This window comes from Arthrobacter pascens (genome assembly GCF_030815585.1).
Taxonomy (GTDB): Bacteria; Actinomycetota; Actinomycetes; order Actinomycetales; family Micrococcaceae; genus Arthrobacter; species Arthrobacter pascens_A.
The window spans coordinates 4,180,619-4,194,475 of sequence record NZ_JAUSWY010000001.1; the positions used below are offsets into that span (position 1 = coordinate 4,180,619).

Annotated in this window: 15 protein-coding genes; 9 read left to right on the forward strand and 6 right to left on the reverse strand. The window is 65.5% G+C overall.

Features of this window, described 5'->3' with window-relative positions; genetic code table 11:
* The first annotated feature begins 148 nt into the window (after positions 1 to 148).
* Together QFZ30_RS19330 and QFZ30_RS19335 are read left to right on the forward strand one after the other, a co-directional pair.
* Positions 149 to 280, forward strand: a complete 132-nt coding sequence (locus tag QFZ30_RS19330; RefSeq protein WP_307080370.1) for an alpha-L-rhamnosidase C-terminal domain-containing protein — start codon at positions 149 to 151, stop codon at positions 278 to 280.
* 174 nt (positions 281 to 454) lie between these two features.
* A complete protein-coding gene (locus QFZ30_RS19335; RefSeq protein WP_307079014.1) occupies positions 455 to 1,111 on the forward strand; it encodes a fumarylacetoacetate hydrolase family protein in 657 nt (218 codons plus the stop codon).
* Between the two features lie 84 nt (positions 1,112 to 1,195).
* Here QFZ30_RS19335 and QFZ30_RS19340 read toward each other — a convergent pair whose 3' ends face one another.
* Positions 1,196 to 2,428, reverse strand: coding sequence for a beta-ketoacyl-[acyl-carrier-protein] synthase family protein (locus tag QFZ30_RS19340; RefSeq protein ID WP_307079016.1), 1,233 nt, complete (start codon positions 2,426 to 2,428; stop codon positions 1,196 to 1,198).
* A gap of 31 nt (positions 2,429 to 2,459) precedes the next feature.
* Positions 2,460 to 4,073, reverse strand: a complete 1,614-nt coding sequence (locus QFZ30_RS19345; RefSeq protein WP_307079017.1) for a peptide chain release factor 3 — start codon at positions 4,071 to 4,073, stop codon at positions 2,460 to 2,462.
* 352 nt (positions 4,074 to 4,425) lie between these two features.
* Here QFZ30_RS19345 and disA point away from each other — a divergent pair, with 352 nt between their 5' ends.
* Positions 4,426 to 5,502: a DNA integrity scanning diadenylate cyclase DisA gene (gene disA, locus QFZ30_RS19350; RefSeq protein ID WP_307079018.1), complete on the forward strand. Its 1,077-nt coding sequence runs from the start codon at positions 4,426 to 4,428 to the stop codon at positions 5,500 to 5,502.
* 20 nt (positions 5,503 to 5,522) lie between these two features.
* Here the strand turns inward: disA and QFZ30_RS19355 are convergent, their stop codons facing one another.
* A complete protein-coding gene (locus tag QFZ30_RS19355; protein ID WP_307079020.1) occupies positions 5,523 to 6,230 on the reverse strand; it encodes a hypothetical protein in 708 nt (235 codons plus the stop codon).
* Positions 6,231 to 6,387: 157 nt separating this feature from the next.
* Here QFZ30_RS19355 and QFZ30_RS19360 point away from each other — a divergent pair, with 157 nt between their 5' ends.
* From QFZ30_RS19360 to QFZ30_RS19380, 5 genes are all read left to right on the forward strand, one after another.
* Positions 6,388 to 7,347: an A/G-specific adenine glycosylase gene (locus QFZ30_RS19360; RefSeq protein WP_373462864.1), complete on the forward strand. Its 960-nt coding sequence runs from the start codon at positions 6,388 to 6,390 to the stop codon at positions 7,345 to 7,347.
* A gap of 78 nt (positions 7,348 to 7,425) precedes the next feature.
* Positions 7,426 to 7,857 (forward strand): DUF3592 domain-containing protein, encoded by a 432-nt coding sequence (locus QFZ30_RS19365; RefSeq protein WP_307079022.1) that lies wholly within the window; start codon positions 7,426 to 7,428, stop codon positions 7,855 to 7,857.
* Between the two features lie 12 nt (positions 7,858 to 7,869).
* The gene (locus tag QFZ30_RS19370; RefSeq protein ID WP_307079024.1) at positions 7,870 to 8,292 is read left to right on the forward strand and encodes a DUF3592 domain-containing protein; all 423 of its coding nucleotides are present in this window, start codon (positions 7,870 to 7,872) and stop codon (positions 8,290 to 8,292) included.
* Between the two features lie 37 nt (positions 8,293 to 8,329).
* Positions 8,330 to 8,815 (forward strand): hypothetical protein, encoded by a 486-nt coding sequence (locus QFZ30_RS19375; RefSeq protein ID WP_307079027.1) that lies wholly within the window; start codon positions 8,330 to 8,332, stop codon positions 8,813 to 8,815.
* A gap of 56 nt (positions 8,816 to 8,871) precedes the next feature.
* A complete protein-coding gene (locus tag QFZ30_RS19380; RefSeq protein ID WP_307079029.1) occupies positions 8,872 to 9,210 on the forward strand; it encodes a hypothetical protein in 339 nt (112 codons plus the stop codon).
* Between the two features lie 15 nt (positions 9,211 to 9,225).
* Here the strand turns inward: QFZ30_RS19380 and QFZ30_RS19385 are convergent, their stop codons facing one another.
* Together QFZ30_RS19385 and QFZ30_RS19390 are read right to left on the reverse strand one after the other, a co-directional pair.
* Positions 9,226 to 10,257, reverse strand: coding sequence for an aldo/keto reductase (locus tag QFZ30_RS19385; RefSeq protein ID WP_307080374.1), 1,032 nt, complete (start codon positions 10,255 to 10,257; stop codon positions 9,226 to 9,228).
* An 8-nt stretch (positions 10,258 to 10,265) separates the two neighbouring features.
* A complete protein-coding gene (locus QFZ30_RS19390) occupies positions 10,266 to 11,138 on the reverse strand; it encodes an NAD-dependent epimerase/dehydratase family protein (RefSeq protein WP_307079031.1) in 873 nt (290 codons plus the stop codon).
* Between the two features lie 198 nt (positions 11,139 to 11,336).
* On the opposite strand from QFZ30_RS19390, the gene QFZ30_RS19395 reads away from it, so the two are divergent.
* Positions 11,337 to 12,338: a hypothetical protein gene (locus QFZ30_RS19395; RefSeq protein ID WP_307079033.1), complete on the forward strand. Its 1,002-nt coding sequence runs from the start codon at positions 11,337 to 11,339 to the stop codon at positions 12,336 to 12,338.
* On the opposite strand, the gene QFZ30_RS19400 is transcribed toward QFZ30_RS19395, so the two are convergent.
* Entirely contained in the window at positions 12,335 to 13,804 is a 1,470-nt protein-coding gene (locus QFZ30_RS19400) for an MDR family MFS transporter (protein ID WP_307079035.1), read from the reverse strand. The two genes, QFZ30_RS19395 and QFZ30_RS19400, sit on opposite strands and share 4 nt — an antisense overlap.
* Positions 13,805 to 13,857: the final 53 nt, after the last annotated feature.

The window sequence follows — 13,857 nt, forward strand, 5'->3', positions numbered from 1 at the left end:
CTCAAACTCCTTGCTCGAGGCTGAGGCCCTTCGGCTGGCTAGCGTACAGCCCGCCGAGGAGCCTCCAAGCGCCGAGGCGAAAAGAACAGCGATTGCATTGACAGAGCATGCCTCCTTCAACCGTTACGCACTCGGTTGAGGAGGCGGCCTGACGTCCGCCTCCCCGCGGCACGAGACCCCGTACGGAACCGCTTCCATCTCCTGGCGCAGCACCGGAACCGGATACTCCCAGAACATCAAGGTGCCCGAGGCCACTGCTACCCGTTCAGGAAGGTCCTGATGGCCTCAGCCACGCCGGCCGGATCCGTGACGTGGGCAAAGTGGTTCTGCCCGGGAAAAACCAGTTATCGACGGCTACGCGGACGTTGGGGAACTGCTGGCCAATCCGGACTGGAAAACCATCGCCGCGTCCGCGAGCGGCGGCCCACCCTTCGACGGCGCCAGCCTCGGCTCCGTGATCACAAAGCCGGGCAAGATCATCTGCGTTGGCCTGAACTACCGCAAACACATCCAGGAAATGGGCCGTGAACTGCCCGAGTACCCCACGCTGTTTTCAAAATACGCCGAGACGCTGATCGGCCCCACCGACGACATCGAGCTTCCGGAGCAGGATAACGCGATCGACTGGGAAGCCGAACTCGCCGTCATCATCGGCAAGAGCGGCCGCCACATCACGGAACGGGATGCGGCGGACCACATTGCCGGATACTCCGTCTGCAACGACGTCTCCATGCGCACCTGGCAGTTCAGGACCAAGGAGTGGCTGCAAGGCAAGAACTGGGAAAACAGCACGCCCCTGGGCCCCGTACTGGTCACCACGGACGAATGGACGCCCGGGAGCACCATCACCACCCGCGTGGACGGCGAACTCATGCAGGAAGCCTCCACGGGTGACCTTGTCCACGGACCGGAATTCCTGGTCTCCTACATCTCCACCATGATCACGCTCCACCCCGGAGACGTCATCATCACGGGCACTCCCGGCGGAGTGGGCCACGCACGGCAGCCCCAGCGTTACCTCGGTGATGGCCAGGTCCTGGAGACCAGCATCGAAGGGATCGGAACGCTGCGCAACAGGGCCGTGGCAGCCGGCAGGACACTGGCGGAGTAGGGGAATACCGTGGCGGCACGCCAGGACCTGCCCCTCGACCCCGCCCTCCAGGCGCAGTAACGCGTTGTCGATGGAGCCAGCCGGCTAGGCCCCGGTAAGCACCAGCGCAGCGCTGTGCCCGCCGAAGCCGAACGCGTTGACTATGCCCGCCTGAACGTTGCTGTCCGGAACCCCGCGGCGCACAGTCCCGGTAATGATGTTAAGCTCCACGTCCGGGTCCAGGCTGCCCAGGTTGTAAGTGCCCGGCAGGTCCCCGGTCCGGAGCGCCTCCAGCACAACAATGGCACCCAGCGCGCCGGCGCCGCCGAGGAGGTGACCGGTGAGCGACTTCGTGGAGGTCACCGGAACGGCGGAGCCCAGAACAGCCTTGACGGCCTGGGCCTCCAGCCGGTCACCCACCGGGGTGGACGTGGCGTGCGCATGCACAAACCCGATATCCGCGCCGCTGAGGCCAGCCGAGGCCAGCGCCTTTTCCATCACCCGCCGCTGCATGGCCGGGTCCGCCGCCACAATGTCACTCGCATCGGACGTCACGGCCGCGCCGGCCACCGCCCCCAGGATGGTGGCGCCGCGGGCACGGGCGTGGTCCTCGCTCTCCAAAACCAGGATCCCGGCACCCTCCGCCAGGACAAACCCGTCCCGGTCGCGGTCGAAAGGACGCGAGGAACCCTCCGGATCACCGTTACGCGTGGACAAAGCGCGGATCTGCGAAAACCCGCTGATGATGAGGTCATTGATGCACGAATCAACCCCGCCGGCAATGACGACGTCGGCCGCTCCGGACCTGATCATCTCGGCACCTTGGGCAATCGCTTCGGCACCGGACGCGCAGGCACTGACCGGGGTGCGCGCCCCGCCGCGGGCGCCGAGATCTATGGACACCCAAGCCGACGGGCCGTTGACCATGATCCGGGTCAGGGTGTGCGGCGAGACGCGGCGCGGCCCGCCGTTGTCCAGCTCCCGGGTCTGGGCCAGCGTCGTATCCAGCCCGCCGTAGCCGGAGCCGATCACCACGGCGAACCGGTCAGGATCGACGTCGGGGGTTCCTGCCTGGACCCAGGCCTCCCTGGCGGCCGCGAGCGCAAGCTGCCCGCAGCGGTCCATGCGCTTCACCTCGCGGGTGCTAAGGAGTGCCGGGAGGTCGGCAGTCACCCGGCCGGCGATGCGCACAGGCAGCGGCGCGGCCCAGTCGTCTTCAATCGCGGTGATGCCGGAGCGTCCGGCCAGCAGCGCGGACCAGGTCTCGGCGACCGTGGACCCGAGGGGGTTGAGTGTCCCCGTTCCGGTCACCACGGCGCGTGGTTGAATTGCAGACATTGCAATACCTGGCTTTCTGGCAGCCGTATGGCTACTTTGCGGGGTTGTGTGTCCCGATGGGCACCAAGGTCAGGCCAGGGTGGTTCTTCTCAATGCGGCGCAGTGCCCAGACGTCGTTGAACAAGGCGAGGTATTCGCCGTCGGACCGCAGCAGCACCTCGGCGCCGGGTACGTTGGCCAGCGCGGGCATGGCGTCCGCCGTCGAAATCCTGGCAATGGAATAGGGAAGGCGTTCCAGCCGCATGGGGGCGCTGAAGTCGTGCGCCATCCGGTCCTCCACCACTTCGAACTGCATGGGGCCGACGGCGGCCAGCACGGGCGCCTGGTCCCCGCGGACGTCGGAGCGGAGCACCTGGATCACGCCCTCGTGCTCGAGCTGCTCGATGCCGCGGCGGAACTGTTTGAAGCGGCTGGGGTCCTTGGACCTGGCCACCTGGAAGTGCTCGGGTGCGAACAGCGGGATGGCCGGGAACTCCACCGGATCCTCCAGGAAGAGGCTGTCACCCACGCGCAGGGAGGAAGCGTTGACCAGGCCCACCACGTCGCCAGGGTAGGCCTCGTCAATGACCTCGCGTTCACGGCCGAACACCTGCTGCGCGTACTTCGTGGCGAAGGACTTGCCGGTGCGGGTCTGGGTAACCACCATGCCGCGCTCAAAGACCCCGGAGCAGACGCGGATGAAGGCGACATGGTCCCGGTGGGCCTTGTTCATGCCTGCCTGGACCTTGAAAACAAAGCCGGAGAACGGCGACTCAACTGCACGCGGGCTGCCATCAACGTCCGGCCGCGGTGCCGCAGGCGGCGCGAAGTCCACCAGGGCGTCGAGGAGTTCCTTGACGCCGAAATTCAGGGCCGCGGAGCTGAAGAGGATAGGGGTGGCCTTGCCCGCGTGGAAGCTCTCGACGTCGAACTCCAGGTTGGACTCGATAACCAGCCCGGCTTCGTCCACGGCGTCGGACCAGTTGCTGCCCTGGCTCTCCGCGGCCTCTTCCGGCGTAAAGTATTCGGTCAGCGCAATGCTGGCCCCCGAGTTGTTGCGTTTGAACTGGGCGAAGCGGTCGTTGCGCAGGTCCCAGACACCGCGGAAATCGCCCGAGATGCCTACGGCCCAGGTCAGCGGCATGGGCTGGAGGCCGGTCCGCTCAGTGAGCTCGTCCATAAGTGCCAATGCGTCCAGGCCGGGGCGGTCCCATTTGTTGATCACGGTGATGATGGGCAGGTTGCGCTGCTTGCAGACTTCAAACAGCTTCATGGTCTGCGTTTCCAGGCCCTTGGCGGCGTCCACCAGCATCACTGCACAGTCCACCGCGGCCAGGACGCGGTAGGTGTCCTCGGAGAAGTCGGCGTGGCCCGGGGTGTCCAGCAGGTTGATCACAGTGTCGCGGTAGGAGAACTGGAGCGCGGCGGAGCTGATGGAGATGCCGCGGTCCTTTTCCATCTGCATCCAGTCCGAGACTGTTTCCTTGCGGTTGGCCTTGCCGCTGGAAGCACCTGCGGTGCCGATCACCTTGGCATGCAGGGCCAGCGCCTCGGTGAGCGTGGACTTGCCGGCGTCAGGATGCGAGATAACAGCAAAGGTCCGACGCCGGGCAGCCTGTTTGTGAATCTCGTGGACCCGGGCGGGGCTGAGGACATCTTGGGACACGGTGCTACTTTCGCTGCGTTGGGGATAACCCCTGGCGCTTGACGGGGAAAGGGACTGGCAGACAGCCAAGTTCCAAGTTTATCGCAGCGGACGCCTGCCGCCGAAGGCGGCCGCGTAACTCCGTCCAGTCTTAGCCCGAAAAGGGCCGCCAGCCAACCGCCGTCGGACGCGTTCCAGAACCGTTTCCTGGGACACTCCAATGGGGCACTTTGAGCCTTGTCCGTGCGGTTGTTGCCGTTCTTTACCTCTATCATTGAGCTTGCGGGAAACTGAGTACTTTTGATACTGCCGGCGGACAGTGGAAAACCGGCATACTTGCGGGCAGCAGTCCGCACCTTTGAAGGGAACACCTATGGCTCGGAGCCCCGAAGAATCGCTCAAGGCGACTCTGGGCAGAGTGGCTCCAGGCACGCCGCTGCGCGATGGCCTGGAACGGATCCTCCGTGGACGCACCGGGGCGCTGATCGTGCTGGGTTCGGACCGGACCATCGAATCCATCTGTTCCGGCGGCTTCGACATCGGCATCGACTTCTCACCCACCCGCCTGCGCGAACTGGCCAAGATGGACGGCGCCATCATCTGCGACAAGGACGCCGGGAACATCCTCCGTGCCGCCGTGCAGCTGGTGCCGGACTCAAGCATCGAAACGCAGGAATCGGGTACCCGGCACCGAACCGCCGAACGCGTTGCCATCCAGACCGGCGTGCCTGTCATTTCCGTTAGCCAGTCCATGCAGATCATCGCGCTGTACGTAAACGGGCTGCGCCACGTGCTGGAGGGATCCGAGAAGGTCCTGGCCCGCGCCAACCAGGCACTTGCCACCCTGGAGCGCTACCGCTCACGCCTGGATCAGGTCACCAGTTCGCTGTCCGCCCTGGAGATCGAGGCCATGGTGACCGTCAGGGATGTGGCCGTCACCCTGCAGCGCCAGGAAATGGTCCGCCGGATCTCTGAGGAGATCTCGCAGTACGTCCTGGAACTCGGCGAGGACGGACGCCTGCTGTCGCTCCAGCTGGATGAGCTCACGGTGGGCCGCGGTCCGGGCAGCGACATCATCATCCGCGACTACGCGGGGCCTGACGCCTCGCCCGAGGACATCGACAAGGCGGTGAGTGCGCTGGTGAACCTGGGCCCCACCGAGCTGATCGACCTCGGCAAGATCTCCGGGATCATCGGCTTTGCCGGCGGTGTGGACACGCTCGACGCCGTGGTGCAGCCCCGCGGATACCGCCTGCTCTCCGGGCTCAAGGCCGTTCCCAAGGCCGTCGCGGACCGCCTGGTGGACCACTTCGGCGGACTGCAGTTCCTGATGGCGGCCACCATCGACGATCTGATGACCGTTGACGGGATCGGCGACCAGCGCGCCCGCACCGTGCGCGAAGGCCTCAGCCGCATGGCCGAAGCCAGCCTGCTGGACCGCTTCCTCTAACCCAAATCCGTTGGGCACCGTCAGTTGAGCTGGAACACGGCCTTCGGGCTCGCCTTCGAGCCGAGTTTGGCAGTGAAGATGTAATACGCCCCGCCGGCTCCGGGCTTGGCCTCGATGGGCTGGCAACCTTCCACGCTGCGGTTGCGCGGCCACGGGAAATTGGCGGACTCGCTGGCGCCCGGTTCGATGGTCTTGACCAGGTCATCGCTCTTGGCCTGGCAGTCCCGGGACGAGAAGATCCTGTCAGCGCCGCTGGTCACCAGGAACTCCATCTGCGACGTGCCAATGTTCACCTCGCACGGCACCTTACCGCCGTTGGTCACCTTCAGGGTGAGCAGCGGGTTCTCCTCCGGACCGTACGCGGGCTTGTCCGTCGACGCCGAGACCGTCACCAGGTTCTGATCACAAGTGGGGGTAGGTGCCGGAGTGGGCGTGCCCGCGCCGCTGGGCGTTGCCGACGGCGACGCCCCGGGGGCCGCGGCAGCGTCGGTTGCACCGTCTGTGGAGGAAACCTGCTCGGCGTTTCCGCGGAAGGCGCCGGCGGCCGCGAAGCCGGCGAACACCATGGCCACCACCATCATCAGCGCCGCTCCCACAAACAGCCGACGGCGGCGGTAGACGACGGCGGGGCTCGGCTTCCGCCCGCTGTGGGAACCTGTCCGGGAACCTGCCCGCGTCCCGGAAGCGGACGCCGTCTTGCGTGGTGATGAATTGCCTTGCCTGCCCATCCTTCTAGGCTAGAGAACCGGCTGGACTCTGCTGTCCCACCACGCCGGACTCCCCGCCAACGCTATGGTCACGGTTTGTTTTCGGGCTGCCGGATCCCATCCGTTAGGGCGCATCCATTACAGTGTTGGGATCGAAACTAAAATCCATTCCCCAGCCTTGCCTGCCGGCGCCCCCAGCCCCGGATCCGATCCGGGCGCACTCCACCACCGGATCACCGGCTGGTTCACGGAGACCGCCCGGGACCTTCCCTGGCGCGACGCCGGCTGCTCGCCCTGGGGTGTGCTGGTCAGCGAAATCATGCTGCAGCAGACTCCCGTGGTGCGGGTACTGCCGGTCTGGCAGGAATGGCTCACCCGCTGGCCCACCCCCGCTGCCCTCGCGGGAGAGCCCGCCGGGGAAGCCGTCCGTTCGTGGGGCAGGCTGGGCTACCCGCGCAGAGCCCTCCGGCTCCATGCAGCGGCGCTTGCCATCGTGCGCGAGCACGGCGGCGGGGTCCCCGGCAACTACACGGAACTGCTGGCCCTGCCCGGGGTGGGCAGCTATACCGCTGCTGCCGTGGCCGCCTTTGCCTTCGGTCGCCGTGAAACAGTGGTGGACACCAACATCCGGCGCGTGCACGCGCGCCTCATTTCCGGCGTCGCGCTTCCATCCCCGTCGCTGACCGCCTCGGAGATGCGGCTGGCGGCGGAACTGCTGCCGCACGACGACGGGACCTCTGTCCGCTGGAACGCCGCGGTGATGGAACTGGGAGCGCTGGTCTGTACGGCCCGGGCGCCGAAGTGCGCCGTGTGCCCGGTCCGTGACTCCTGCGCCTGGCTCGCGGCCGGTGAGCCGCCGCCGTCGTACACCCCAAAGGGGCAGTCCTGGCACGGCACCGACCGCCAGGTCCGCGGAGCCGTGATGGCAGTGTTGAGGCTTGCGGACACCCCGGTGCCGCCGGAGATGTTCCAGCAGGAGCCGGCCGACCTGGGCTTCGAGGAGGACGGGATCGGCGTTCCGCTGTCCGCCCTGCACGGGCTGAATTCGGCGCCCGAACAGTTGGAGCGGGCGCTGGCCGGGCTCCTCACCGACGGCCTGGCGGAGTTGCACCAGGGCGGCTACCGGCTTCCTGCCTGAGCCCCCCTTGTCGGCCGGGTGCCGCATCCTGTCCCAGCGGGATGGCATACTTTCTGGTGACTCAACCCGGGGGAACACATGAAGATCGTGCTGTACATCATCTGGGCGCTGTTTGTTGCGGGCGCTGTTTTTTCGATTGTCCGTGTGATGCGGAAAGCCAAACGCCAGGAAGAGCTGACCGCCGGCTGGCCAAGAGTACAGGCCACCGTGACCGGCAGCGTGGCCGGTTGGACCAGCGGCGCCGGCGGCTCCAGCCGCAACCGGCGGTTCTACCCCACCTACCAGTTCACAGATCCGCACGGCACGCTGTTTGCCGGCGAATCGGAAGTATCGTTTGCCAGCCAACCTGTGCCCGGTTCGCTGGTGGAGGTGGCGTACAACCCGGCCGCTCCCAACCAGTCGTTCCAGATTTCGTCCCAGTCCAAGGCCGTGCTGGGCTGTCTGATACCCTTCTTCGCGGTGTTTTCAGTGGCCCTGTTCTTCTTCATCGGCGCCTTTCCGGTGGGCTGACCCGTGGAGTCCGTGAAGGTTCTGTTTGTGGTGCTCCCAGGGTTGATTCTTGTCCTGGGCCTGGTGCTGGTGGGTCTCTCCCTGGGTGCGTCGTTCCGCCGGCGCGGTTCGCTGCGCGGCTGGGTGGAGACCTCCGCCACGGTCACGGGAAACCTCCACGGGAAGGACGGGCCCGCCAGCAACGGCAGCCAGCGTTTCGCCCCGTCGTACGAATTCAAGGATGCCAGCGGCCAGCGCTGGCTGGGCCAGTCTGACATCTACGGGGCGGACCAGGAGATCATCGGCACCGCCATACCGGTGCTCTACAACCCGGCCAACCCCGCCGAATCGACCCGCCCCGGCTTCCTCATCGCCAAGGGCCGGTTTGCGACAGGTCTCATTCTGGCTATCTTCGGCGCCGGGGCCATAACGATGTTTGCATCACTTATCTGGTAGCCGTTGGGCCCTGTGGCCGCCCGTCCTACCCTGAAGTATGGGCAAGTCAGGGGTACTGCTGGCACTGATCACGACGTCGATACTCACCACTGCTTGCTGGCCGTATGCGACACCGTGCCCGATGATCGCCCAGGCATCGGTGGTGTCCGTCACGGTGGCACGCGACTACGTTCCCGAGGTGAAGACGCTGCACCTGATGGCCTGCCAGGACGGCACCTGCAAGGAAGCGGACCTGGAACTGTTCCCCGGCACGGCCTCGGTGGACCAGGGCTGCGCACCGGACGGTGTCTGCTCCGCGACTGCCTCGCCGGACGGGACCATGATGGGGATGCTGATGCTGGACTCCCTTACGGAAGCGCCCATGGCGCTGACGGCCACCGGAACAGCGCCGGACGGCGCCGCCCTGCCGGTGCGCACCCTGGATTTCCGGCCACGCGGCGCCTACCCGTACGGCGAGCAGTGCGGCAGGTTCGTGTCAGCGTCGGTTGTGCTCGACGCCAAGGGTTTGCGCGAAAAGCCCTAATTTGCCTCGGTTCCGGCAAAGTAGGATGAAACCGTTGATCAACTACCGAGGGAACCATGAAGAAACTCACCACCGCCCTGCTCGCCACCGGCCTCCTCCTCTCCGCTTCGGCTTGCACCGCACCCACGAAACTGACCACCGCAGAGACCTGCGACCGGGTCAAGACCGTTGTGTCGAGCCAGACAGACAGCATTGGCAAGACAGGGATGACCCGCCTCGCCAACCGGATCCGGCCGATCCAGGCTGTGGCCTCGGATGACCTGAAATCAGCGCTGCAGTCCATCATTGAATACGCGGACGAGTCCGCGAAAGAGACCCCGGACGCTGAAAAGCTCAGTGCACTGGAGGCCGGCTCCCAAGAGGCTGGCAGCACGTACACCAAGTTCTGCAGCTAAGGCCGCGGGGCGGCGCTACCGGCCGCCTTCGATCTTTCGGCTGCGCTGCTCCTGTGCCATCGGCCCGTACGGGTACACACCCACGCGTGGCTGGCTGATTTCTGTGAGCCGCCGGGTTTCCTCGTCGGACAGCTTCACGTCAGCCGCCGCAAGGTTGTCCGCCAGTTGCTCCGTGGTGCGGGCGCCGAGGATCACCGAGGTCACCGCAACCTGGTCCGCCAGCCATGCCAGGGCAACCTGCGAGGCGCTCACACCATGATCCGCGGCGATTTTTTCCACCGTTCCGATGACGTCCCAGGTGCGGGGGTCGTCGTTGCGGGCCTGCCAGGCTTCCATGCCGCGCGTGGGGTTCTCCCCCAGCCTCGTGGCACCGGCCGGCGGCTCGTCGCGCTTGTACTTACCGGACAGCCAGCCGCCGCCCAGGGGCGACCACGGCAGCAGGCCGATGCCCGCATCCAGCGAGGCCGGAACAATCTCCGACTCGATCTCGCGGACCAACAGGCTGTACTGCGGCTGCAGGGTTACCGGGGCGCTCCAGCCATGGGCCTTGGCCAGGTGGACGGCCTTGGTCAGCTGCCACCCCAGGAAATTGGAGAACCCGTAGTAGGCGATCTTGCCACTGCTGACGGCGTCGTGCAGGAAGCGCAGCGTCTCCTCCAGCGGTGTGATGGGGTCCCACGCATGCATCTGGTAGAGGTCAATCTGCTCCACTCCCAGGCGGCGCAGCGAATCGTCCAGCGCGCGGGCGAGGTGGCGTCGGGATGTTCCGACGTCGTTCGGAGCCCCGCCCATGGGGAAGCGTCCCTTGGTGGCCAGGACCACCCTGTCCTGCGCGTCGGACCGCTGGGCCAGCCAGCGGCCAATAATCTCCTCCGACGCACCGGCACTGTAAACGTCGGCAGTGTCGATAAAGTTGCCGCCGGCGGCAACGTAGCTGTCAAGGATGGCGTAGGACATTTCCTCGGTGGCCTCCGCCCCGAACGTCATGGTGCCCAGCGCGTAATTGGAAACCACTGCGCCGCTGTTGCCTAATGTGCGGTATTGCATCATGCTCCTCAGTCTTCGGTGGGGGTGGTGCGGTTGGAGTGGTAGGTGCGCCAGGTGTGCTCGGGCTCGAAGCCCAGCAGCCGCCTGGCCTTGTCGATGGACAGCATGGTCTCGTGTTCGCCCAATTCCTTGGTGACCTTCACGTTGGGGAAGACTTCCGCGGCCAGGCTGGCGCTGGAACGGCCCATGACGGTGTCCGCGTTCGCAATGATGAACGCCTGGAACCCCGGCTGGCCGTTTTCCAGGGCCCGGACGACGGCCTGCGCGCCGTCCCGGCCGTCGATGTACCCCCACAGGTTCCATTTGCGCAGCATGGCGTCGGCGTCGAACGACGGGAACCGTTCGTAATCCTCCGGATCCATGACGTTGGAGAACCGAAGCCCCACAATGCTCAGCTCCGGGTCCCAGCGCGTCAGCTCGACAGCCATCTGCTCTTCCAGATGCTTCACCAGCGAATACGTGCTTTCCGGCCGGGCCGGATACTCCTCGTCCACCGGGATGTAGGGAGGCTCGACGTCGAACGGCAGTCCCAGCACCGTCTCGCTGGAGGCATAGACGATCTTTTTGATGCCGGCCCGGCGGGCAGCCTGGAACACGTTGTAGGTGGAGAGCATGTTGTTCTCGAACGTGGCCGCGTCAGGGATGATGCCCGGTGCGGGAATGGCACCCAGGTGCACCACGGCATCGAAGCCGCTGTGCCGGTCCTCCAGGCCCAGGAACACATCCAGAACCTGGCCGTAGTTGCGCAGGTCCACGACGGCCAGGTCCGGATTCCTGTCCCCCGCACGGTCCAGGTTCAACACCTGATGCCCGTCCCCGGTGAGCCTTCGGACTACGTGCCGCCCGAGCTTTCCGCTTCCACCTGTCACTGCAACTCTCATGATTACTCCCTCAAATCCTTTGGTTCCGCGGTTCCGACCGGTTGCCCTGACCAGGGCGCATCTTGGCGAGCCTCATCGGGCCGGAGGTCATCAATCCACAGTAGAGCGAAGACCAGCTCCAGCGCGTGGCCCTCCGAGTCCTAGGAACGCCAGACACCCGCCGTCGCAGCGCAGCGGATGGATTTACATCGATGTATATTGGCTGGAACAACATCCCAGCATCCGGAGAATGCCTTGATCGCCACTGAGCTGAAGTCCGCACCTGCCCCCTTGTACCGCGACCCACTGGAGGACGGCGCGGCGGACCCCGTGCTGGTCTACAACCCCCACGAGCAGGCATGGTGGATGATCTACACCAACAGGCCCACAACGGTCCGGCATGCCGAAGGGATCAGCTGGCTTTTCGGCTCCAGGCTGGGAGTCGCATCGTCCACGGACGGATGCGCCACGTGGCGTTACCGCGGCACCCTCGAAGGACTCGATTTTGAGTGGGGGCACAACACTTTCTGGGCTCCCGAGATCTTCGAGCACAACGGAATTTTCCACATGTATGTCAGCTACATCCGGGGCATCCCCTTGGGCTGCGCAAACGACGAGATGCTCATCCACCACTACACCAGCAAGGACCTCATCGCCTGGGACCACCACGGCCCCATTGCCCTGAGCTCCAACAACGTCATCGACGCGTGCATCATCCAGCTCCCTGAGGGCGGATTCAGGATGTGGTACAAGGACCATGTCCATGATTCCGAGACCTGGGCCGCGGACAGCGACAACCTTTACGACTGGACGGTCCGGGGCCGGGTGCTGTCGACGCCGGGCGGCCATGAGGGACCGAACGTCTTCTTCCTTCAGGGTTTCTACTGGCTGATCGTGGACAGCTGGAGCGGCCAGTTGGCCTTCCACTCGCTCGATCTGGACCACTGGGAACCCGCTGGAAAGATACTGGCCGGGTCAGTTGGCGACGAACACGCCAGGACCGATGATGAGGGGCCCGGCCTCCATGCTGACGTGGTTGTTGACGGCGACGAGGCGTGGATCTTCTACTTCACCCATCCGGAGAGGACCGGGAAGGACCACCCGACCGAACGCAGCCGGCGTTCGTCCATCCAGGTGGCACGGCTTGACGTGGAAGACGGGAACCTCGTATGCAACCGCGATCGGGTCCCCCTGCCGGCCATCGGCGCGCCCGGCCCTTAGGGTTCAGCCGGAGGAGCTGACCGGCCAGGGGCGTGTGCGTCAGCCTTGTCGGGGGCGGGCCCGCGGACCGCGGATGGCATGGCGAGCACCGCTGCAACGGTGAGTACGGCAGCGAACAATACAGCCAGGAAGACGGCGGCGGAGGCTGTCACGACGGTCTGGGGATCTGTGTGGCTGTTGGGACTGCCGGCGTAGATGGCGTTTGCTACTGCGCCGAAAACGGCTACGCCCAGGGCGCTGCCGATGGACCGTGCGAAGAGGTTGGTGCCCGTAACCACGCCGCGTTCATTCCATTCAACGCTTGACTGGGCGGCGATGAGGGTGGGAGTTGCGACGAGCCCGAGGCCGAGCCCGACGATGAAGCAGCTGGCAGCGACCAACACTGGATTGGGTGTGTAAGCGGTGAGGGCGAGGACCACGGAACCGATGACCGTGACCAGGATTCCGATCATCGCGGTGGCCCTGAACCCGATCCGAAGATAGAGGCGTCCCGACTGGGAAGCACTGATCGGCCATCCGATCGTCAGGGCCGCGAGTGAAAGCCCGGCGATAACCGGGGAGGTGGCCAGTGCTCCTTGGAGGAAAGTCGGAACGTAGGAGGTGAGGCCAAGTATGACTGCTCCGACACCAAAGGAAATGAACGTCGTGGTGGCGAGCAGCCGGCGCGACAGGACCCACGGCGGCAGGACAGGCTCGGCAGCCCGCCGCTCGACCAAGAGGAATATGGCCAGCCCAACCGCTCCGACGGCGAACACCGCGATGCTGGTGGGTGAGTCCCAGGCCCACCCCTGCCCGCCTTCGAGGGCTCCGAGGAGGATCAGGCTTAAGGAGAAGGTCAGAAGCCCCGCTCCCAGGTAGTCCACGCGATGCTTGGTGCGCTCGATGTCCTCATGGAACGCCCGGACCAGCATCCACCCGGCCAGGAGGCATAGCGGCACGTTGACGAGGAAGATTCCACGCCAGATGCCAAGCGAGGAGAACACCCCGCCGAGTGTGGGGCCGACGACGGACGAGACCGCCCACACACTGGCAAGGTAACCCTGCACCTTCGCGCGCTCGGCGACGGAATAGATGTCACCGGCGATGGTGATGGAGACGGGAAGGACTGCTCCGGCGCCCAGGCCTTGCACCACACGGAACGCGATGAGCGCCGGCATGCTCCACGCCAACCCGCAGAGAATGGAGCCGAGCAGGAACAGACCAATGCCGGTGAGGATAATGGGTTTGCGGCCTGCCATGTCGGAGAGTTTCGCGTAAATGGGCACGGAGACGGCCTGCGCAAGCATGTAGGCGGAGAAGAGCCACGGGAACGAAGAGAACCCCCCGACGTCGCGCACTATCGAGGGCACCGCCGTGGCGACGATCGTCGAGTCAATGGCAACGAGGCCGGTGGACAGCATCAGCGCGATGAGGACGGGGCCCCGTTCAGAACGGAAGCCGACTCCTTCAGCTCGGGTAGTCATCATATGGCCTCGTTTCAGTCGAAGTCCAACGTCGTGTGCTTGGCAAACGGCAGTCA

Coding starts and splice junctions, on each gene's coding strand:
- QFZ30_RS19375 (WP_307079027.1), top strand. CDS start 8,330: ATGGGCAAGTCAGGGGTACTGCTGGCACTGATCACGACGTCGATACTC.
- disA (WP_307079018.1), top strand. CDS start 4,426: ATGGCTCGGAGCCCCGAAGAATCGCTCAAGGCGACTCTGGGCAGAGTG.
- QFZ30_RS19390 (WP_307079031.1), bottom strand. CDS start 11,138: ATGAGAGTTGCAGTGACAGGTGGAAGCGGAAAGCTCGGGCGGCACGTA.
- QFZ30_RS19400 (WP_307079035.1), bottom strand. CDS start 13,804: ATGATGACTACCCGAGCTGAAGGAGTCGGCTTCCGTTCTGAACGGGGC.
- QFZ30_RS19365 (WP_307079022.1), top strand. CDS start 7,426: ATGAAGATCGTGCTGTACATCATCTGGGCGCTGTTTGTTGCGGGCGCT.
- QFZ30_RS19340 (WP_307079016.1), bottom strand. CDS start 2,428: ATGTCTGCAATTCAACCACGCGCCGTGGTGACCGGAACGGGGACACTC.
- QFZ30_RS19385 (WP_307080374.1), bottom strand. CDS start 10,257: ATGCAATACCGCACATTAGGCAACAGCGGCGCAGTGGTTTCCAATTAC.
- QFZ30_RS19380 (WP_307079029.1), top strand. CDS start 8,872: ATGAAGAAACTCACCACCGCCCTGCTCGCCACCGGCCTCCTCCTCTCC.
- QFZ30_RS19355 (WP_307079020.1), bottom strand. CDS start 6,230: ATGGGCAGGCAAGGCAATTCATCACCACGCAAGACGGCGTCCGCTTCC.